This is a genomic window from Xenorhabdus budapestensis, assembly GCF_017743015.1.
Lineage (GTDB): Bacteria > Pseudomonadota > Gammaproteobacteria > Enterobacterales > Enterobacteriaceae > Xenorhabdus > Xenorhabdus budapestensis.
On record NZ_CP072455.1, the window covers coordinates 3,165,613 to 3,185,929 of the forward strand.

At 42.1% G+C, this 20,317-nt stretch carries 20 protein-coding genes; 17 read left to right on the forward strand and 3 right to left on the reverse strand.

Annotated features, from left to right (window positions below; genetic code table 11):
• Positions 1–84 precede the first annotated feature (84 nt).
• The 7 genes from rsfS (at position 85) to ybeD (ending at position 6,766) form a co-directional block, all read left to right on the forward strand.
• Positions 85–411 (forward strand): ribosome silencing factor, encoded by a 327-nt coding sequence (gene rsfS, locus HGO23_RS13755; RefSeq protein WP_099134465.1) that lies wholly within the window; start codon positions 85–87, stop codon positions 409–411.
• Between the two features lie 2 nt (positions 412–413).
• Positions 414–884 carry a 23S rRNA (pseudouridine(1915)-N(3))-methyltransferase RlmH gene (gene rlmH / locus HGO23_RS13760; protein WP_209027007.1) on the forward strand — a complete coding sequence of 157 codons (471 nt, stop codon included), beginning with the start codon at positions 414–416 and terminating at the stop codon, positions 882–884.
• Between the two features lie 36 nt (positions 885–920).
• On the forward strand, positions 921–2,867 hold the full coding sequence (gene mrdA, locus HGO23_RS13765; protein ID WP_099134463.1) for a peptidoglycan DD-transpeptidase MrdA: 1,947 nt from the start codon (positions 921–923) through the stop codon (positions 2,865–2,867).
• Positions 2,868–2,884: 17 nt separating this feature from the next.
• Positions 2,885–3,997 carry a peptidoglycan glycosyltransferase MrdB gene (gene mrdB / locus HGO23_RS13770; protein WP_209027008.1) on the forward strand — a complete coding sequence of 371 codons (1,113 nt, stop codon included), beginning with the start codon at positions 2,885–2,887 and terminating at the stop codon, positions 3,995–3,997.
• A gap of 12 nt (positions 3,998–4,009) precedes the next feature.
• Positions 4,010–4,963: an endolytic peptidoglycan transglycosylase RlpA gene (gene rlpA, locus HGO23_RS13775; RefSeq protein WP_209027009.1), complete on the forward strand. Its 954-nt coding sequence runs from the start codon at positions 4,010–4,012 to the stop codon at positions 4,961–4,963.
• Positions 4,964–5,155: 192 nt separating this feature from the next.
• A complete protein-coding gene (gene dacA / locus HGO23_RS13780; protein ID WP_209027010.1) occupies positions 5,156–6,394 on the forward strand; it encodes a D-alanyl-D-alanine carboxypeptidase DacA in 1,239 nt (412 codons plus the stop codon).
• A 108-nt stretch (positions 6,395–6,502) separates the two neighbouring features.
• Positions 6,503–6,766 (forward strand): DUF493 family protein YbeD, encoded by a 264-nt coding sequence (ybeD, locus tag HGO23_RS13785; RefSeq protein ID WP_099134458.1) that lies wholly within the window; start codon positions 6,503–6,505, stop codon positions 6,764–6,766.
• A gap of 251 nt (positions 6,767–7,017) precedes the next feature.
• Here the strand turns inward: ybeD and HGO23_RS13790 are convergent, their stop codons facing one another.
• Positions 7,018–8,478, reverse strand: coding sequence for a TrkH family potassium uptake protein (locus HGO23_RS13790; protein WP_099134457.1), 1,461 nt, complete (start codon positions 8,476–8,478; stop codon positions 7,018–7,020).
• A 182-nt stretch (positions 8,479–8,660) separates the two neighbouring features.
• Here HGO23_RS13790 and lipB point away from each other — a divergent pair, with 182 nt between their 5' ends.
• The 3 genes from lipB (at position 8,661) to crcB (ending at position 10,766) form a co-directional block, all read left to right on the forward strand.
• Entirely contained in the window at positions 8,661–9,296 is a 636-nt protein-coding gene (gene lipB / locus HGO23_RS13795) for a lipoyl(octanoyl) transferase LipB (RefSeq protein ID WP_099134609.1), read from the forward strand.
• 117 nt (positions 9,297–9,413) lie between these two features.
• Positions 9,414–10,379: a lipoyl synthase gene (lipA, locus tag HGO23_RS13800; RefSeq protein WP_099134456.1), complete on the forward strand. Its 966-nt coding sequence runs from the start codon at positions 9,414–9,416 to the stop codon at positions 10,377–10,379.
• A gap of 12 nt (positions 10,380–10,391) precedes the next feature.
• Positions 10,392–10,766: a fluoride efflux transporter CrcB gene (gene crcB, locus HGO23_RS13805; RefSeq protein ID WP_099134455.1), complete on the forward strand. Its 375-nt coding sequence runs from the start codon at positions 10,392–10,394 to the stop codon at positions 10,764–10,766.
• Positions 10,767–10,835: 69 nt separating this feature from the next.
• On the opposite strand, the gene cspE is transcribed toward crcB, so the two are convergent.
• Both cspE and HGO23_RS13815 read right to left on the reverse strand, forming a co-directional pair.
• Positions 10,836–11,045, reverse strand: coding sequence for a transcription antiterminator/RNA stability regulator CspE (cspE, locus tag HGO23_RS13810; protein ID WP_099134454.1), 210 nt, complete (start codon positions 11,043–11,045; stop codon positions 10,836–10,838).
• Positions 11,046–11,232: 187 nt separating this feature from the next.
• Positions 11,233–11,718: a methylated-DNA--[protein]-cysteine S-methyltransferase gene (locus tag HGO23_RS13815; protein WP_099134453.1), complete on the reverse strand. Its 486-nt coding sequence runs from the start codon at positions 11,716–11,718 to the stop codon at positions 11,233–11,235.
• A gap of 761 nt (positions 11,719–12,479) precedes the next feature.
• On the opposite strand from HGO23_RS13815, the gene proV reads away from it, so the two are divergent.
• The 7 genes from proV to emrB all read left to right on the forward strand — a co-directional run bounded on the left by proV (position 12,480) and on the right by emrB (position 20,249).
• Positions 12,480–13,682 (forward strand): glycine betaine/L-proline ABC transporter ATP-binding protein ProV, encoded by a 1,203-nt coding sequence (gene proV, locus HGO23_RS13820; RefSeq protein WP_209027011.1) that lies wholly within the window; start codon positions 12,480–12,482, stop codon positions 13,680–13,682.
• On the forward strand, positions 13,672–14,772 hold the full coding sequence (gene proW, locus HGO23_RS13825) for a glycine betaine/L-proline ABC transporter permease ProW (protein WP_209027012.1): 1,101 nt from the start codon (positions 13,672–13,674) through the stop codon (positions 14,770–14,772). Before proV ends, proW begins: the two co-directional genes overlap by 11 nt.
• Before the next feature lie 15 nt (positions 14,773–14,787).
• Positions 14,788–15,828, forward strand: a complete 1,041-nt coding sequence (proX, locus tag HGO23_RS13830) for a glycine betaine/L-proline ABC transporter substrate-binding protein ProX (RefSeq protein WP_209027013.1) — start codon at positions 14,788–14,790, stop codon at positions 15,826–15,828.
• A gap of 206 nt (positions 15,829–16,034) precedes the next feature.
• Entirely contained in the window at positions 16,035–16,586 is a 552-nt protein-coding gene (locus HGO23_RS19725; protein WP_342355488.1) for an AzlC family ABC transporter permease, read from the forward strand.
• Positions 16,587–16,715: 129 nt separating this feature from the next.
• On the forward strand, positions 16,716–17,243 hold the full coding sequence (gene mprA, locus HGO23_RS13840; RefSeq protein ID WP_099134448.1) for a transcriptional repressor MprA: 528 nt from the start codon (positions 16,716–16,718) through the stop codon (positions 17,241–17,243).
• Between the two features lie 261 nt (positions 17,244–17,504).
• On the forward strand, positions 17,505–18,692 hold the full coding sequence (emrA, locus tag HGO23_RS13845; RefSeq protein ID WP_209027014.1) for a multidrug efflux MFS transporter periplasmic adaptor subunit EmrA: 1,188 nt from the start codon (positions 17,505–17,507) through the stop codon (positions 18,690–18,692).
• Positions 18,693–18,707: 15 nt separating this feature from the next.
• Positions 18,708–20,249, forward strand: coding sequence for a multidrug efflux MFS transporter permease subunit EmrB (gene emrB / locus HGO23_RS13850; RefSeq protein WP_209027015.1), 1,542 nt, complete (start codon positions 18,708–18,710; stop codon positions 20,247–20,249).
• Positions 20,250–20,317 lie beyond the last annotated feature (68 nt).

The following is a 20,317-nucleotide window of genomic DNA, read 5'->3' on the forward strand; positions in this document are numbered from 1 at the left end:
GTGATTTCCCCGTTGAGCCGCTTACGTTTATAGAGACGGGCATGCTATTATTCTACGTTACACAACTAATTTGATGAAATTAAGGTGATCCTTTTGCAAGGCACAGAACTACAACAATTTATTATTGATAAACTTGAAGATTCCAAAGCACAGGATATTGTTTCTATAGATGTTCGTGGAAAATCCAGCATTACAGACTGCATGGTTATCTGCACTGGCACATCAAGTCGCCATCTGATGTCAGTCGCAGACAACCTTGTTGATGTCTGCCGTAAAGCAGGCATCATGCCTCTGGGTGTCGAAGGGCAAGGCATTTCAGATTGGATCGTTGTTGACCTCGGCGAAGTGATGGTACATGTCATGCAGGAAGACAGCCGTCGCATGTATGAACTGGAAAAACTCTGGAGCTGAGTTTGAAGTTACAACTTGTCGCTGTAGGAACAAAAATGCCGGACTGGGTGCAGACCGGCTTTATTGATTACTTGCATCGTTTTCCAAAAGACATGCCATTCGAATTAATTGAAATTCCGGCTGGAAAACGAGGCAAGAACGCCGACATCAAACGTATTCTGGAAAAAGAAGGCGAACAGATGCTGTCGGTTGTCGGTAAAGGCAATCGCATTGTCACACTGGATATCCCCGGATCTCGTTGGGATACTCCCCAGTTGGCACAACAGCTTGAACGCTGGAAACAGGACGGAAGAAATGTCAGTTTGCTGATTGGTGGCCCGGAAGGTTTAGCGCCTGCCTGTAAAGCCGCCGCAGAACAAAGCTGGTCTCTTTCTCCACTGACTCTTCCACATCCTCTGGTACGGGTTTTGGTTGCCGAAAGCTTGTACCGGGCATGGAGCATCACAACTAATCACCCTTATCATCGGGAATAAGTTAGGTAATCTATCACCGTGAATTCTGGTAATGGGATGAAAAATAAACGAACCCCTTTCCGCGATCATACGGCTGAATCAGCCCTTTTTATACGCCGCGCTCTCGTGGCGTTTGTTGGCATTATCCTTTTAACAGGGGTTCTGATTGCCAATCTCTATAATCTCCAGATCACCCGCCACGAAGATTATCAAACGCGCTCAAATGGGAACCGTATTAAACTTGTTCCCATTGCTCCAAGCCGGGGACTCATTTATGACCGTAACGGCACACTACTGGCAGCTAACCGTACAATTTACCAGTTGGAGATTGTGCCCCAAAAAGTTATTGACCTTGATAAAACCTTAAATGAGCTGCGTTCCATTATCGGGTTAACCGATGAAGATATCGAAAATTTCAAAAAAGAGCGGCTACACGCACGCCGTTTCACCTCAGTCCCCCTGAAAACATCACTGACTCAGGTGCAGGTTGCCCGATTCTCCGTCAACCAATACCGCTTCCTAGGGTTGGAAATCAAAGGATATCAACGCCGTTATTATCCTTATGGTTCTGCCCTCACCCATGTCATCGGTTATGTTTCCAAAATTAATGACAAAGACGTAGAGCGACTCGACGAAGAGGGGATTTTGCCAGATTACGCAGCAACTCATGATATCGGCAAACTAGGTATTGAACGCTATTACGAGTCGGTTCTGCATGGAAAACCCGGTTATGAAGAAGTTGAAGTTAATAACCGTGGCAAAGTTATTCGCCAGTTACATGAACAACCGCCACAAGCGGGTAAAGATATCTATCTGTCAATAGACTTAGAACTACAAACTTACATTGAAGAGATATTGACAACCAGTCGTGCAGCAGTTGTTGTCACAGATCCCCGTACCGGCGAAGTTCTGGCAATGGTATCCAACCCAAGCTATGACCCCAATCTGTTTGTTGATGGCATTTCCAGTAAAGATTATAAAGCTCTGCTCAACAATCCTAACCGCCCATTGATTAACCGTGCAACTCAAGGTGCTTACCCTCCGGCCTCAACAGTAAAACCTTTTATCGCTGTTGCAGCACTAAATAGTGGTGTCATCACAAAGAACACAACCATCAATGATCCGGGCCGATGGCAATTGCCTAACTCTAATATGAGTTATCGTGACTGGAAACGTTATGGGCATGGTCTTTTGAATGTGCATAAATCCATTGTTGAATCAGCAGATACCTTTTTCTATCAGGTAGCCTATGATATGGGTATCGATAGGATCTCCAAATGGATGACAAAATTTGGTTTTGGTCAATTGACTGGTATTGACTTGAAAGAAGAGGCGGCGGGTAACATGCCGACCCGGGAATGGAAACAAAATCGTTATAAAAAACCGTGGTTTCAAGGAGATACGATATCTGTTGGCATCGGTCAAGGGTACTGGACGGCCACACCTATGCAGATGGTAAAAGCCCTGATGATACTGATTAATGACGGCGAGGTGAAAACACCGCATTTTTTACTGGGGATGCGCGTAAACGGTGATATACATCCTTATCAGCCTCCTGTCAGTGAACCAATCGCAGATATTCATTCTGGGTATTGGGAGATTGCCAAAGATGGCATGTATGGTGTTGCCAATGCTCCCAATGGCACAGCACGCAGATTTTTTGCCGGAACTCCTTATAAAGCCGCAGTAAAAACCGGTACGGCGCAGGTGTTCAGATATGAAACCTATAATGCGAGTAAACTTGCGGAGCATCTACGGGATCATGGACTAATGATTGCTTTTGCTCCTTATGATAACCCGACCGTTGCGGTTTCCATTATTTTGGAGAATGGAGGAGCGGGGACACCTGTTGGCACTATCGTGCGTCAAATTCTGGATCATATTCTAATCAGGAATAATAAAAGTACTTCATCTACTGAGTCAGCTGATAAAAGTAGAAAACCGCCTACAGCAGAACCCGTTGGTGAAAAACGATCTACCCAAAAACCCGCTACCAGAACATAAGATAATTGAGTAATGCTATGACAGAATCGCAGAAAAAAGTTCCTTTCTGGACCAAAGTACATATAGATATTCCACTGCTACTATGTATTCTGGCACTGCTGGCCTATAGTCTTTTCATTATGTGGAGCGCCAGTGGACAAGACATTGATATGATGGAACGTAAAATCGGGCAGGTACTCATTGGTTTAGTGGTCATGGTTGCTCTGGCTCAAGTACCACCTCGCATATACGAAAGTTGGGCCCCTTATCTTTATATTGTCTGTGTCATGCTGCTCATCCTTGTTGATGTTTTCGGGCAAATAAGTAAGGGGGCCCAACGTTGGCTGGATTTAGGCATTGTACGCTTTCAGCCATCAGAAATTGCCAAAATCGCTGTCCCTTTGATGGTGGCACGCTTTATAAATCGTGACCTTTGTCCCCCTTCCCTGAAAAATACAGGGATTGCATTAGTACTGATATTCTTACCTACTCTGCTTGTCGCTGCACAACCTGATTTAGGTACTTCTATCCTGATAGCAGCTTCCGGGTTATTTATTCTGTTTCTGGCAGGAATGAACTGGCGGTTAATTGCTATTGCCGTTTTACTGATTGCCTGTTTCCTGCCGATTTTATGGTTCTTTTTAATGCATGATTACCAGCGAGCCAGAGTCATGATGTTGTTAGATCCAGAAAGTGACCCTTTGGGTAAAGGCTATCACATCATTCAATCAAAAATTGCTATTGGATCAGGTGGGTTATTTGGAAAAGGCTGGTTGCAAGGCACACAATCACAATTAGAGTTTTTGCCTGAACGTCATACCGACTTTATTTTTGCTGTCTTAGCGGAAGAAGTAGGATTGATCGGTGTCCTCGCCTTATTGGCACTTTACCTATTAATCATCATCCGCGGCCTGATTATTGCCACCAACGCACAAAATACCTTCGGCCGTGTCATGGTAGGGGGGCTAATATTAATATTGTTTGTCTATGTCTTCGTGAATATCGGCATGGTTAGCGGTATTTTGCCTGTAGTCGGTGTGCCTCTGCCTCTGATTAGCTACGGAGGTTCAGCATTAATTGTCTTAATGGCGGGATTCGGCATTATCATGTCGATACATACTCATCGCAAGTTATTATCCAAAAGTCTATGAGGAAGAATTTTCATGCGTCAACAATGGCTTATTCTTGGCATAGTCGCTGCACTAATTTCAGGCTGTACAACAAGCAATGAAAGAGGTGCTTCTTCTGTTCCGCCAATTCCAACCCGTGATGTATTGGGAGCAGAGCCTGTATATGAGCCTTACCACCCAAGTGCCAACCAGAATTACAGTAGGGGTGGAGAAAGCTATCATATCATTCAGGATCCTGCCCAGTTTACTCAAACAGGCTATGCCAGCATATTTGGTGAAGAAGCGAATGGAAAATTGACAACAATAGGAGAACGAACTAGTCCTTATGCATTGACGGCTGCTCATCCGACACTTCCAATACCAGGTTATGTACGCGTCACTAATTTAAGCAATGGACGCATGATAATCGTCAGAGTTAATGATCGCGGCCCCTACAATAAACCAGGCAAAGTGATTGAATTATCACGCGCTGTTGCCGAACGGCTGAATTTGATGCCGCAAAGTCGGGTGAAACTGGATGGCATTCAGGTTGCCCCTGATGGTTCACTTTCTGGTTTGGGAACAGCTGGTTCAACTATTGTCAAACAAAGCTATGCTTTACCTGACAGACCTGTCCTTAATTCTCCATCAACAGGGGCTGTCACAAACATGACACCGGATTCTCCTGAACAGAATAGCTCAAACCAGAATCTGTCTGGAAATACAGAAAATCAACCTGCTGTACCATCAGAGAAAACATCCCCTGAATCAGCCTCAGCCACTTCCTCTGGTTATATGGTACAAGTTGGTGCTGTCAGTTCTGAACAAAAAGCCAAAGAATGGCAGCAATCATTAAGTCAACGCTTTAATGTACCGGGACGTGTGACCCAGTTTAATCATGTTCACCGCGTTCAATTGGGGCCTTTCAGCAGCCGCCAGCAGGCAGCCCAAATGCAAAAGAAATTAACTGACCAAATGCACCAATCTTCCTTTATTGTTGCTCCTTGATTGCATTGTTCTCTGATTAGCCTGCGTCCTGCTGATACTTGTTATTCTGATTAGTATCAGCGGGGAGAAAAAACCAAGTAAAAAAGTGCAAATCTTCATCTCTTCCAACTTTGTTTAATGTCACGCTTTTTGTCATTTGTTATTATGTGGCTTATTATCAATGCTTCTCTCACGGATGTTATCTAATCAATCATGAAATACATAGTTACTTCTCGTATAGTTACTTCCCGTATCGCTACTTCCCGTTTTATTAAAATTGCCGCCCTGAGCATTGCTCTGGCTGCCAATGTTTCTGCATTCGCAAATACGGATGATAATTTCAAAACCATGATCCCCGGAGTGCCGCAGATCGATGCCGAAGCCTATATTCTGATTGATTACAATTCAGGAAAAATATTGGCCGAAAAGAATTCAGATATCCGCCGTGACCCTGCTAGCCTGACAAAAATGATGACCAGTTATGTTATTGGTCAAGCCATCAAATCAGGGAAAATTGGCCCGAATGATATCGTTACGGTAGGTAAGGATGCCTGGGCAACAGGAAATCCTATATTCAAAGGTTCTTCTCTGATGTTTTTGAAACCCGGCGATCAAGTTTCTGTCGCTATGCTGTCCCGTGGTATTAACCTGCAATCCGGTAATGATGCTTGTGTAGCAATGGCGGACTACGTAGCAGGTAGTCAGGATGCGTTCGTCAGTCTGATGAATAAATATGTCCAGAGTTTAGGACTGAAAAACACCCACTTCCAAACTGTTCACGGTCTGGATGCAGAAGGCCAATACAGTTCTGCCCATGATATGGCGCTGATTGGTCAGGCATTGATCCGCGATGTGCCGGATGAATATGCCATCTATAAAGAGAAAGAATTCACTTACAATAACATCCGCCAGACCAACCGCAATGGTTTGTTGTGGGATAAGAGCCTGAATGTGGACGGCATCAAAACCGGCCATACCAGTGGTGCTGGATATAACCTTGTTTCCTCTGCGACTGAAGGTAACATGCGCCTGATTACTACAATAATGGGTAACCCGACATTCAAAGGCCGTGAAACTGACAGTAAGAAACTGCTGACCTGGGGTTTCCGTTTCTTTGAAACTGTTTCGCCATTACGGGCAGATAAAGAATTTGCTTCTGAGCCAGTCTGGTTTGGCGATACTGATAAAGTACAACTGGGTGTCGAGAAGGACGTTTACCTGACTATTCCCCGTGGTCGCCTGAAAGATCTAAAAGCCAGCTATGTATTAAATAGCAATGAACTACACGCCCCTCTCGCCAAAGATCAGGTAGTCGGCACAATCAATTTCCAACTTGATGGTAAAACGATCGAACAACGCCCATTGGTCGTGATGCAGGAAGTCAAAGAGGGTGGTTTCTTTAGCCGTATATTCGATTACATCCGCTTAATGTTCCACCACTGGTTTGGCTGAAATCTTGAAAGCTGAGCATTGAACCTTATATTAATATAAATTGTTAGAAAATAATCACACCACGGTAGAATCCATCATTCTACCGTGACTAATAAATCAGGAGCGCCCATGAAAACGAAATTAAATGAACTGCTTGAGTTCCCCTGCTCATTCACTTACAAAGTGATGGGATTAGCTCAACCTGAGCTGGTGGATCAGGTTATTGAAGTGGTTCAGCACCATGCGCCGGGCGATTACTCCCCAACAGTGAAACCAAGCAGCAAAGGTAATTACCACTCTGTTTCTATTACTATCAATGCAACTCATATTGAGCAGGTTGAAACGCTGTATGAAGACTTGGGTAAACTGGAACTGGTGCGCGTAGTGTTGTAATGAATGCATGATACTATATACATAATATATAGTGAGTAGTAATGTGATAGTATCGTGACAATTTCTACTTCTGCAAATTCGACTTCTATAAAAAAGTGCTGACAAAAAAGTCAGCACTTTTTTGGCTTCCTATCTCACCTGCCGTATCAGCGTAATAAAATGGCACGTCAATGAAGGCAGTAAAATCGTTAACCAACGGTGGTACAGTGGGATCAAAGCTATCAGCACTCCTATACATACTAACGCCCCAGTCAAAAACGCCAGAACGCTTTCGAGCATAGGATCAGAATAGGATAAATTTCCAGCCTTCCCAACAACATAGCAGCGCACATCATCCATTTCGCCACAGCATCAAGATTGCCAAAACCTTGTGCTGTCTCACCATAACCAACGCCCATGTTATTGATACATGCGGCAACCGTGGCAAATGAAGTCACCAGATCATATCCCAGAAAATTCAGTGCCCAAATAAAAAAGCAACTGCAAAAAATATACAAGAAGAAAAAGCCCCAGACGGAACGAAGTACCCTTTCCTGCACCGGTGATTTACCCACTTTAATCGTTGAAATGGCGTTCGGATGAATAAGCTGATTAATCTCACTGAAACTTTGTTTTGTCAGGATCAGAAAACGCAGCGCCTTAATACCTCCACAAGTCGAGCCAACACAGCCACCAAAGAAACTTACCGCTAATAACATCAACATCGTGTGAGGTGGCCATTGCGCATAATCTGAAGTTGCCAGACCATTGTCTGTCATCATTGAGCTGGTCATGAAAAAACCATGCACAAAGGCATCTTTCAAGCCATACATCCCAGAGCGATACAATTCCAGCCAAATAATACAAATCACGATAAAAAGCACCAGCAGGAAGAACTGAAACTCGGCATTTTTCAGTAAAGGTTTGAGGCTTCTTCGTGTCAGGACAACAAAATAGAGGGTGAAATTAACCGCTGACAATATTGAGAAAATGCCTCCCACCATTTCAATGAGTGAATTGTCATAATAGCCAAGACTTTCATTGCGGGTCGAAAATCCTCCCAAAGAGACCGTTGATATCCCATGGCAAATGGCATCAAACCAAGACATCCCGGCTGCCCAGAAGCTGAACGAGCATATTCCTCCTAGCAACAGATAAACTACCCATAAACTTTTGGCGCTATCTGCAAGGCGCGGAGTTAATCGTTCCTCTTTAAACGGGCCAGGCATCTCTGATTGATAAAGCTTTACACCACCAATACCGAGCAATGGCAAAATAGCTACGGCAAGCACGATAACACCCAAACCGCCGATGAAATTGAGCTGAGCGCGGTAATAAAGAACAGACTTAGGTAATGAAGAGACATCATTCAGTACCGTTGCTCCTGTCGTTGTGATACCGGATATACCTTCAAACATGGCATCCACAAGATTGATATTCAGATTTTTATCCAGCACGAAAGGCAAGGCACTAAGCAACGAAAAGAGCAACCAGAATAAAACGATAATAAGGAACCCATCTTGAGTACTGGGTTGTGCTTTAGTTTTTCGGGTGAAATACCACCCAACACCTCCAAGTATCATTCCAATAACAAACGTTTCGAAAAACGCAAAAACACTTTTTTCTTTATAAAACAAGGCGACAAAAACAGGCAGCAGCATTGAGAGGCTGTATAAGAGCACCAGAGAACTGCAAAGATGCCCAACAATCAGGAGTTGGTTTTTTCTGACCATCTGTTAGCTCAAACAGAAAACAAGGGGGAAATCGTCGAAATATATAATTATGATAATATAAAATCTAAACATATTCGTCTAATTAACATTATTATTGCATGAAGGCATTCTCTAACTAGAGAGAATTCTTTTAGGGCGTTATACTGGCGGGCAATTTTTGTTAACTGATGATGAAATTTCCATTGCAACATAACACCATTATTTTACGCCAGTTGGGTATTCAGCCTTACGAGTCGGTTTCTGAAGCCATGCACCAGTTCACCGAGCAGCGTGCAGCGGAAACCCCCGATGAAATCTGGCTGGTCCAGCATGAAAAAGTGTTTACGCAGGGACAGGCAGGTAAAGCAGAACACGTGCTTGTACCGGGTGACATTCCTGTTATTCAGTCCGACAGGGGAGGCCAGGTCACTTATCATGGGCCTGGTCAGCAAGTCATGTACATTTTGATCGACTTAAAACGGGCTAAAATCGGGGTTCGTCAGTTAGTCACCGCAATTGAAAATACCGTTATTGGGACATTAGCTCATTTTGGCGTTGAGTCTCATGCCCGACCTGATGCGCCGGGAGTTTATGTCAAAGGCAATAAAATTTGTTCATTGGGATTACGTATCCGAAAAGGGTGTTCTTTCCATGGCCTGGCATTAAATATTGCAATGGACTTACAGCCCTTTTTGCGCATTAATCCATGTGGTTATGCAGGCATGCAAATGATTCAGCTCAGTGACCTCGTAGCTGGGATCACTGTTGAAGATGTACAACCCGTTCTGGTACAAAAATTCTGCCAGATCTTAGGATTTCAACTCATCAATGAAAGATGATATAATTTTTTAACATTTTTCAAAAAAATTTGAATACACTTATTGCTCCGATAAATTTGGCCTATTAATCAAGCAATAAAAAACAATCTGAAGAATATAACTGGAACCAGCACGATTATGAGTAAACCAATTCAGATGGAACGTGGTGTCAAATACCGCGACGCAGATAAGATGGCTTTGATCCCTGTGAAAACAGTGGTCACAGAACGTGAAGCACTCTTGCGTAAACCTGAGTGGATGAAAATCAAACTTCCTGCGGATTCCAGCCGCATTCAGGGAATCAAAGCAGCAATGCGCAAAAATGGGTTGCATTCCGTCTGTGAAGAAGCCTCTTGTCCTAACCTTGCCGAATGCTTTAACCACGGAACCGCTACTTTTATGATCCTGGGTGCTATTTGTACTCGCCGCTGCCCGTTCTGTGATGTGGCACATGGGCGACCAAACGCACCAGATGCAAATGAACCGATTAAACTTGCGCAAACTATTCAGGATATGGGTCTGCGCTATGTTGTTATTACATCTGTTGACCGTGATGATTTGCGCGATGGAGGAGCTCAGCATTTTGCTGACTGTATCACTGCGATCCGTGAAAAAAATCCATCAATTAAAATTGAAACACTAGTACCGGATTTCCGCGGCCGTATGGATCATGCACTGGAAATTCTGACTGCAACACCTCCCGATGTCTTTAACCATAATCTGGAAAACGTACCACGGATGTATCGTCAGATCCGTCCAGGTGCGAACTACAACTGGTCATTACAACTGCTGCAAAAATTCAAAGAAGTACACCCAGATATTCCAACTAAATCAGGTTTGATGGTAGGTTTAGGGGAAACTAATAAAGAAATTTTAGAAGTGATGCGTGATTTACGTAGTCACGGGGTAACTATGCTGACATTAGGACAATATTTGCAGCCAAGTCGCCATCACCTGCCAGTCCAGCGTTATGTCAGCCCTGCTGAATTTGATGAAATAAAAGAAGCAGCTTTAGAAATGGGCTTTACTCATGCAGCTTGTGGGCCATTTGTCCGTTCTTCTTACCACGCTGACTTGCAAGCCAAAGGTATGGAAGTCAAATAACCGGGGCCACTACTGATGAATCTTATTCTCTCTGTATTTATCGGTGGTGGTTTTGGCAGCGTCTTACGTTGGTTCATTGGCCTCCGCCTGAATAATGTCTCAGCTCCTATTGCCATTGGTACTCTGACGGCTAACTGTATTGGAGCATTTATTATCGGGCTGGGACTGGCCTATTTCAGCAAAGCAACACATCTTGACCCTACCTGGAAACTCATGTTAACAACGGGGTTCTGCGGTGGATTGACAACTTTCTCTACATTTTCCGCTGAAGTGGTTTATTTATTACAAACAGGGAAAATAAGTTGGGCACTAAGCACTATTCTGGCAAATGTGATCGGTTCATTATTAATGACTGCCTTCGCGTTTACCTTGATGAATAAACTCTAAACTAAGCAGAAATTAGATAACATAAAAAACCCGTTATGAAAACGGGTTTTAAGAATATGGGATTAGAAATTAGATCGCGACAACGTTTGCAGCAGATGGACCTTTCGCACCCTCAGTGATTTCAAATTCAACTTTTTGGCCTTCAGCCAATGTTTTGAAGCCATTAGTCTGAATGGCGGAAAAGTGTACGAAAACATCTTTACTACCATCTTCTGGAGTGATAAAACCGAATCCTTTAGATTCATTAAACCACTTAACGTTACCTTTAATTTTAGACATCAAACTTACCTTTAATAAAAAAGACACAGACTCCGTGTTACATACAGTACAACAAATAATATAGTCCACTGTCTGCAACCTAGATCACGAAACATATAACAAAATGAACAAAACGCACGTTTTGTTTAATGTCATTAATTTATTCTATACGCCAATTGCCATTTCACAAATTAATTGGCGTTTCATTCTAGCTTGGTTTAATTATCGTCTTTTTTTTCTTCTCATGCTCCAGCAACCACTCCTTAATATTAAGCCCGCCTGTATATCCGACTAACTTACCATCATGCCCAATTACCCTATGGCAGGGAACAATCAGTGAAATCGGATTACGTGAATTAGCCATACCGACTGCACGACAATAATTTACCGAACCCAACGTTAATGCTAATTGTTTATAACTCCACATTTCACCAAATGGGATATTACAGAGTTGTTGCCAGACACGTTTCTGAAATTCAGTTCCTTGCATACTCAAAGGAACCGTAAATGTCTGCCGTTTTCCTTTAAAATATTCCTGTAGCTCTTTTACACACTGCTTAGTAATAGCATTTTTAGATTCCAGTTCTTTCTTTTCATTAACAAAATAAATACTAGTGACTCCTTCATCGTTCGCAGTGATGTGTACATAAGGTTTAGGAAAACCTTCTGGAGTATTCAGGTAATGGTGATACATAAACTACCTCCATTTAATTTATTGTTAATAATTTCTATACTAGCCTAAGTCTCTCTTTCACCACTTTGCAATGATGAATTCAGTTACACATCTGACAATTTGATAAAGAAACCATACCGCCTTCTGATAATAAAAATCATAGGATTACCAATAAGATATAACATCTTACTTTTAGCAGCATTCATTCAAAAAAGATAAAAACACCATATATGGATAAAAATATCAAAAAATGCACCATATATAGTAACCTTCTCATAAAGAGATTTCTGAATTGTAATACATAAATACTCGTTTTCATTCTTCGGTAAGTGCGTAGATCAATAAAGAATTTTACCAGAAGAGTGATAATTTATGGCAAACACAGTTGGATTGTGAGTAATCTTATCCATCATAAAATCTCGCAACATGTTCTTATCCTACAATTATAGACAATGAATTTTTTCAAAGTAGCCACACGACAAAAAAGAGATAAAAGAGATAAAAGAGATAAATCCCGCAAAAGTTTACTTTGCTCTATATTTATGACGATAATAGTCTTTTTTTTAATAAGTCAACCTTCTTACAATGAAAGTTAAAATTAAGTAAAAAATGTAGACATTTACCTGTAAAAAACTTTACCTTTTAGTTAATAATTATATTCTGGAAGTTATCAACATAATATCTCAACGTGCTAGAGTATAGTCCGAGCAAATTATCTAAAAATTATCTGAAGTAAGCAATTAAAGAGAATATACCTTTTCACAAAGCTAAATATTTATTACATGACAATTAAACTTGAAGTTAGAGATCTGTATAAAATATTCGGTGACCATCCAGAGCAGGCAATTAAGTTATTAGAATCCAACTACAATAAAGCAGAAATATTTAAAAAAACTGGTATGGCAGTTGGCGTACAAAATGCTAATTTGGTCATCGAAGAAGGTGAAATGTTTGTGATTATGGGCCTGTCCGGCTCAGGAAAATCCACACTGGTACGCCTTCTCAACCGCCTGATAGAACCAACCAAAGGTCAGGTAATTATCGATGGGCAAGATATCTCTATAATTTCAGACATTCAATTGCGCGAAATCCGCCGCAATAAAATCAGTATGGTTTTCCAATCATTTGCGCTTATGCCACATTTAAATGTGGTGGAGAATGTGGCTTTCGGTCTGGAGCTTACTGGTATTCCTAAAGAAATACGCCAGTACAAAGCACTTGAAGCCCTGAAACAAGTCAATCTGGAAAACTACGCTATGTCTTACCCGGATGAGTTATCGGGTGGTATGCAACAGCGTATTGGATTAGCCAGAGCGCTTGCCAATAATCCTGATATTTTATTAATGGATGAGGCCTTTTCTGCCCTCGACCCCCTTATTCGTGCGGAAATGCAGGATGAACTATTGCGCCTGCAAGGTCAACATCAACGCACAATTATATTCATTTCCCATGATCTGGATGAAGCAATCCGTATTGGTGATCGCATTGCCATCATGCAAGAAGGGATTATTGTTCAGGTGGGAACACCTGATGAGATTTTAAATAATCCTGCCAATGATTATGTCAAGGCATTCTTTCGAGGAGTGAATATCAGTCATGTATTTTCAGCAAAAGATGTCGCTCGTCGTCGGCCAGAAGCACTACTCCATATTGCGGTAGGTTTTGGGCCTCGTTCAGCCTTGAAAATACTGGAAGATGGAGACCGAGATTATGGCTATCTGATCGAGAAAGATCAGAAATTTATTGGGGTAGTTTCAGTCGATTCCCTGCAAGACACACTGGAAAAGAAATATCCTATCGAGCACGCTATCCTGGCAGAGCCAGCGGCAGTGCCGGCAGATATGCCATTGAATGAGCTGATATCCATCGTAGCTCAATCTCCCTGTGCCGTCCCTGTTGTGGGTGATGCTCACCGTTATTTGGGTATTATTTCCAAAGGAATACTGTTGCAGGCTTTAGATAAGGAGGCACCAAATGAGCAGTAATACGCCGCAATCAACACCCGATCAGACAACATTCAGTGATCCCTGGCTCAACAGCACCACAAGCGATTCATTATCAAATACAGATTGGCTGGATGCCCCTACAGATAATATCTCACAGGGACATTTTAATATCATGGAACCTTTTCAGCATAAACTCATCCCATTTGATTCGTGGGTCACCCATGCCATTGATTGGATCGTTTTACACTTCCGGCCTTTTTTTCAGGGAATACGTATTCCGGTGGATTTTATCTTAAACAGATTTGAGCAATTCTTGATGTCAATGCCAGCTCCCATCACGATACTTTTCCTGGCATTTCTGGCATGGCAGCTAGCAGGTGCTGGCATAGGCGGGCTCACTTTAATTTCATTATGCTTTATTGGCACCATCGGGGCATGGTCTCAAGCGATGACCACACTGGCACTGGTACTCACGGCTCTGCTATTTTGCGTCCTGATTGGGTTGCCACTCGGGATTTGGCTGGCACGCAGTGACCGAACAGCCGGGATCATCCGCCCTCTATTGGATGCAATGCAAACAACACCTGCCTTTGTTTATCTTGTGCCTATTGTGATGCTATTCGGTATTGGGAATGTACCGGGCGTCATGGTAACAATCATTTTTGCCTTACCCCCAATTATTCGCCTGACCATTTTAGGGATCAAACAAGTTCCGGTAGATCTGATTGAAGCCGCGAGATCTTTTGGTGCCAGTCCACGTCAAATGTTGTTCAAAGTCCAACTTCCCCTTGCCCTGCCAACAATTATGGCTGGTGTGAACCAGACATTAATGTTGGCACTATCCATGGTTGTTATTGCTTCAATGATCGCTGTCGGTGGTTTGGGACAAATGGTACTTCGGGGGATCGGTCGTCTTGATATCGGACTGGCCGCAGTTGGTGGGACGGGTATTGTCATCCTTGCCATTATCCTTGATCGCTTAACTCAATCTTTAGGAAGAAATATCCGCACCAGAAATAACAGACTCTGGTATCACACCGGGCCAATAGGATTGTTAATTAAACTGTTATCCCTGAAAAAACTAACCCACCACAAAAATGCTCAACATCAGGATGGTCAAACAGATTAATAACGGGGGAAAATCATGCTAATCACAACCCGATTGAAAAAGCGCATAAACAAGAAAATTATCTTAGGATTCAACCTGATATTTTTAACAAGTACGTCGTTAGCTACTACAGAACTTCCCGGAAAAGGTATTAGTGTACAACCGTTGCAAAGTACCATCGGTGAAGAAACATTCCAGACGTTAATTGTCTGCAAAGCTTTGGAAAAGCTTGGTTATGATGTCAAATCAATCGAAGAAGTCGATTACAACGTCGCCTATGCCACCATTGCCTCAGGTGATGCCACATTTATGGCGGTCAATTGGGTTCCTCTTCATAATGTACAGTACAAAGCTGAAGGCGGTGATAAGACGTTCTACCGAAAGGGAACCTTCGTTAAAAATGCTGTTCAAGGATATCTGATCGATAAGAAAACAGCCGAAAAATACCACATCAATAATATTGCCCAATTACGAGATCCAAAACTGGCTGAGTTGTTTGACAGCAATGGAAACGGTAAAGCAGATCTGACTGGCTGTAACCCCGGCTGGGGATGCGAAAAAGTAATAAACCATCAATTAAAGTCTTATGGTTTAGAAAATACTGTGGAACAAAATCAGGGTAACTATACCGCCATGATGGCAGATACTATCGCCCGTTACCGTGAAGGTAACTCTATCTTTTACTACACATGGACGCCCTATTGGGTCAACGATGTTCTAAAACCCGGAAAAGATGTGATATGGCTACAAGTTCCTTTCTCCGCCCTCAATGAAGATGGTGAAATTGATACTCAATTGCCAAATGGCCGCAATTATGGTTTTCCTCCCAGCTCCATGCATATCGTGGCGAATCGGATTTGGGCTGAAAAAAATCCAGCGGCAGCAGCACTTTTTGCTGTCATGCAATTACCTGTTGCAGATATCAACGCACAAAATATGCGTATGCATGCTGGGAAAGACTCCGAAGAGGATATTGAACATCATGCCAACGGCTGGATTAACGCACATCAAAAAACCTTTGATGGCTGGCTCAATGAAGCCAGAAAAGCTGCGAAGCAAAAATCAGCTTCATCTTAGCTTCTGTCACAATCACACATAAATTTATTAACAAATCAACATTCCGATCACTTGTCAACTCCATTTTTTCGATCAAAATCATTGTCCTAAATAATATTTGTTAAATAATTTAGACATTTCATATTTCCACTTTTATTATATTTTGTTAATGTTGTTTTACTATTAACAAAAAAATAAATTACCTTATGTCGATACCTGATACCCCTGTGTCCAATAACTTAACATCTGACACAGCGATAAATGACTCCGCAATACCAAGCAAGTGTTTTTCATTCATTGGAGATATTTTTGAGAATATTCCTATTGTTATTAACTATATTTCTATTTCCTTCACATTTGCCCTTAGTGCCGTCGAATTGAGATTCACTCCCCTTGAAGCAATATCAGGCAAGAAAACTGCAATTTGGGATTTCGGGTTAACCGATGAGTTTTTTGCCACTGCGACAACAAAATTCATTAAAGATCAACCCAGTTGGAGTGAAAACTGGATGAGCGCAATTGCCATTTATTCATGGCTATCTTGGGTATTGGGTACAGTGGCGTGCGCATTAATAGGAGTCATACTTTTTTCCATTCCAGTTGCCATTCTGGCAGGTGCAGGAACCCCTGATGTGATGCAGGAGCACAATAAGTTTTTTTCTACTCTAACTGGCTGTTTGATCATCTGTGCATGCTTCTATAAAACGCGCAGCATCATCATTACTACACTATTCGGAGCAGCCATTTTTGGATTAACATTCAAGGTATTTATGAATTAGGTATCAATATTAAAATAAATATGATGATAATAAATAACTATAATTGCTAAATTATACTTTTAATATAGTATTTGTATGGTTTTTCGCAGAAGTTACTTTACCGGTTGAAACTAATAAGGTATCTAAACAATGGAAAGTTCATTCACTCCCACAGAAGAGTTACTTAATTGCCGTGTTGCACAGCAAAAAGAGTTGAACAAAAGTTTGCCCTATCAAGAGATATTACTCACTCGCTTATCAATGCATGTCCAGAGTAAGATGCTGGAAAATCGCAATAACATGCTGAGAGCGCAAGGAATCAATGAAACCTTGTTTATGGCACTGATGATCCTGGATACCAAAGAAAGTCGTAGCATTCAGCCATCAGAACTTAGCTCGGCGTTGGGTTCCTCTCGCACAAACGCAACTCGAATTGCTGATGAATTAGAGAAGCAAGGCTGGATAGAAAGAAAAGAAAGCCATAACGACCGTCGTTGTCTCCATCTTCATCTGACAGAAAAAGGTACAAATTTCTTGAATAGTTTACTCCCACCTCAACATGAGTGCCTGATTAAACTTTGGTCTTCTCTTGATCTGGAGGAACAAAAACAGTTAGAAAAATTGATGAGAAAATTGTTGACACAATTGGATAACATCGGGGATTGTTTGAAAAAGTAATTGTATTCTCCATGAACAATACCGGACCCCGAAAAATCACAATATGGCAACATGACCTAAAAAAACTTTTCTGCTAGCCAGTATCATTTGGTATGTCATATGGCTAATGATATGTCATATGACTAACTATTATCCTCAGATAATATCAAACCCATATAGCCCATCTTTTCCAGTAGTGTAACCCGCACTACTGGGAATGAGTGGTCTTTATGGCGTGGACATCATGTAGCAATATAAACAAGAAAGATACGGAGATTCACTATGAGCCTTAGTGAGGAAAGTCTATTGCCACCGACTTCAAGTCGTCAGCAAAAAAATAAGAGACATCAACGTCGCAATACCATGATTTTGCTTACCTTATTGTTTTTAATCCTCGGTACGATTTATGCTGTTTACTGGTTCATCTTTTCGCGCCATCAACAAGAAACAGATAACGCTTATGTAGCAGGCAATCAAATACAAATCATGTCTCAGGTCGCGGGCAGTGTCACCACTATCTATTTTGATAATACCGACTTCGTAAAAAGTGGTAGTGTTCTGATACAGCTTGATCCCCGGGATGCTGAACTCACTCTGACAAAAGCGGAAAATGAACTGGCTACCGCTGTGCGGAAAACTCACCAACAGATGGTTGATAGTAAGAAGTACCAAGCTATCATTGAACAGAAAAAGATTGCTCTTAGAAAAGTGCAGAATGATTTCAACCGAAGGAAAATACTTGGCAGACAAGATGCTATTGGTCAGGAAGAACTACAACATTCATATGAAAGTGTTGCACTTGCCCAGGCTGATCTAGATGTAGCCGTCGAACAGTACAATAGTAATCAAGCTGTTATTCTGAACACACCGCTGGAAAAACAACCTGTGGTAGAAAAAGCGGCTTCTGGGGTTCGTGATGCCTGGTTAAACCTGCAAAGAACGAAAATTGTCAGCCCTGTAGATGGATATGTTTCTCGTCGTAATGTACAAATAGGCTCTCGCATCAATATGGGAACACCTTTAATGGCTATCGTGCCAGCCACTAATATGTGGATTGAAGCCAATTTTAAAGAAACCCAACTTTCTAATATGAAGATCGGACAACCGGCAAAAATTATCAGCGATTTTTACGGTGATGACATCGTATATACAGGTAAAGTTGTTGGCCTTGATATGGGAACCGGTAGTGCTTTTTCTCTGCTGCCAGCTCAAAATGCCAGTGGAAACTGGATCAAAGTTGTTCAACGCTTGCCTGTTCGCATTGAACTTGAACCAGAACAACTGAAGCACCATCCTCTGCGTATCGGCCTGTCAACAAAAGTGATTGTCGATACGGCAGATACCAATGGAATGACTTTGTCCACCACTGGACGCATCAAACCAGTCTATCACACGGATGCCTTAATGATAGACATGTCTCCTGCAAATAAAATAGTTACTGACATCATTAATAGTAACTCTAATAATTAGTCATAAGGGGAAGTCATGGTGACAAGAAAACCACTTACAGGCACGAAGCTGGCGTTACTGACCATTTCCCTCGCAATGGCTACTTTCATGTTGGTTTTGGATTCAACCATTGCTAACGTTGCCATACCGACAATTGCAGGAAATTTAGGTGCATCAAATTCCCAAGGAACATGGGTCATCACCTCTTTTGGTGTTGCAAACGCCATTTCCATTCCTATTACTGGTTGGTTGGCAAAACGGTTTGGAGAGGTAAAACTATTCATTTGGTCTACCGCTCTCTTTACCTTCTCCTCATGGCTGTGTGGCATCTCCAACAGTCTTGAGATGTTGATTGTATTTCGTATCATTCAGGGGCTGGTCGCAGGGCCAGTCCTTCCACTTTGTCAAAGCCTTTTGTTGAATAACTACCCCCCTGCCAAACGGAATATGGCATTGGCACTCTGGTCTGTTATGATCGTGGTTGCACCTATTTGTGGCCCGATACTGGGTGGTTATATCAGTGACAACTATCATTGGGGCTGGATTTTCTTTATTAACATACCTCTTGGTATCGGTATTATTTTTGTCTCAATGCAGATCTTACGAGGTAGGGAAACTAAAATCGAAATTAATCCTATTGATACAGTAGGATTAATTCTGCTAATCGTTGGTGTCGGTTGTCTGCAAATCATGCTTGATCAGGGTAAAGAACTGGATTGGTTCAATTCCACTGAAATTATCGTCCTGACAGTCATAGCGGTTATTTCATTATCGTTTTTAATTGTATGGGAATTAACCGATGAACACCCTGTTATCGATCTATCATTATTCAAAGAGCGTAACTTTACTATCGGTACACTCAGTATCAGTCTCTCCTTCATGCTGTACTTCGGCAGCATCGTCCTGTTGCCACAGCTACTACAAGAAGTATTCGGTTATACCGCAACATGGGCCGGCTTTGCAGCTGCTCCGATAGGGTTGTTGCCTCTGCTACTTTCACCACTCATTGGCAAATATGGTCATAAGGTCGATATGCGTTTGATCATAACATTCAGTTTCGTTATTTATACTGTCTGTTTCTATTGGCGGGCATATACATTTGAATCAGGGATGGATTTCGCGACTGCGGCATGGCCTCAATTCGTACAGGGACTCGCTATGGCTTGCTTCTTCATGCCTTTGACAACCATGACTTTGTCAGGTTTAGGGCCAGAGCGCATGGCATCAGCTTCCAGCCTGTCAAACTTTACCCGTATATTATCAGGCTCGATTGGAACCTCCATCACAACCACCATGTGGACACAACGTGAGGCCATGCACCATTCATACTTTACGGAGAATATCAATCCGTATAACCCTAATTTTCAGCAAACTTATCAGCAACTCTCCCAACTAGGTATGAATGACCAACAGATTTCAGCTTATTTGGCAAAGGGGATCACCCATCAGGGATTGATTATTTCAGCCAATGAAATTTTTTGGCTTTCCGCAGGCATATTCCTTATGTTGACATTGCTGGTCTGGATGGCAAAACCACCTTTTGGTGCAGGAAACCAGGGGAGTGGAGGAGCACACTAACCCGATTTTATCCTAGTGACAGGAAGCCTATGTTTCTGGTAATCGTTGACAAAACCTGTTTAAAAAGA

What these genes read in the sequence shown, in the direction of transcription:
- mrdB (WP_209027008.1), top strand. Translation starts at nt 2,885, where the DNA reads ATGACAGAATCGCAGAAAAAAGTTCCTTTCTGGACCAAAGTACATATA.
- emrA (WP_209027014.1), top strand. Translation starts at nt 17,505, where the DNA reads ATGAGCCTTAGTGAGGAAAGTCTATTGCCACCGACTTCAAGTCGTCAG.
- emrB (WP_209027015.1), top strand. Translation starts at nt 18,708, where the DNA reads ATGGTGACAAGAAAACCACTTACAGGCACGAAGCTGGCGTTACTGACC.
- proX (WP_209027013.1), top strand. Translation starts at nt 14,788, where the DNA reads ATGCTAATCACAACCCGATTGAAAAAGCGCATAAACAAGAAAATTATC.
- dacA (WP_209027010.1), top strand. Translation starts at nt 5,156, where the DNA reads ATGAAATACATAGTTACTTCTCGTATAGTTACTTCCCGTATCGCTACT.
- mrdA (WP_099134463.1), top strand. Translation starts at nt 921, where the DNA reads ATGAAAAATAAACGAACCCCTTTCCGCGATCATACGGCTGAATCAGCC.
- proW (WP_209027012.1), top strand. Translation starts at nt 13,672, where the DNA reads ATGAGCAGTAATACGCCGCAATCAACACCCGATCAGACAACATTCAGT.
- rlpA (WP_209027009.1), top strand. Translation starts at nt 4,010, where the DNA reads ATGCGTCAACAATGGCTTATTCTTGGCATAGTCGCTGCACTAATTTCA.
- cspE (WP_099134454.1), bottom strand. Translation starts at nt 11,045, where the DNA reads ATGTCTAAAATTAAAGGTAACGTTAAGTGGTTTAATGAATCTAAAGGA.
- mprA (WP_099134448.1), top strand. Translation starts at nt 16,716, where the DNA reads ATGGAAAGTTCATTCACTCCCACAGAAGAGTTACTTAATTGCCGTGTT.
- ybeD (WP_099134458.1), top strand. Translation starts at nt 6,503, where the DNA reads ATGAAAACGAAATTAAATGAACTGCTTGAGTTCCCCTGCTCATTCACT.
- HGO23_RS13790 (WP_099134457.1), bottom strand. Translation starts at nt 8,478, where the DNA reads ATGGTCAGAAAAAACCAACTCCTGATTGTTGGGCATCTTTGCAGTTCT.
- lipA (WP_099134456.1), top strand. Translation starts at nt 9,414, where the DNA reads ATGAGTAAACCAATTCAGATGGAACGTGGTGTCAAATACCGCGACGCA.
- HGO23_RS13815 (WP_099134453.1), bottom strand. Translation starts at nt 11,718, where the DNA reads ATGTATCACCATTACCTGAATACTCCAGAAGGTTTTCCTAAACCTTAT.
- proV (WP_209027011.1), top strand. Translation starts at nt 12,480, where the DNA reads ATGACAATTAAACTTGAAGTTAGAGATCTGTATAAAATATTCGGTGAC.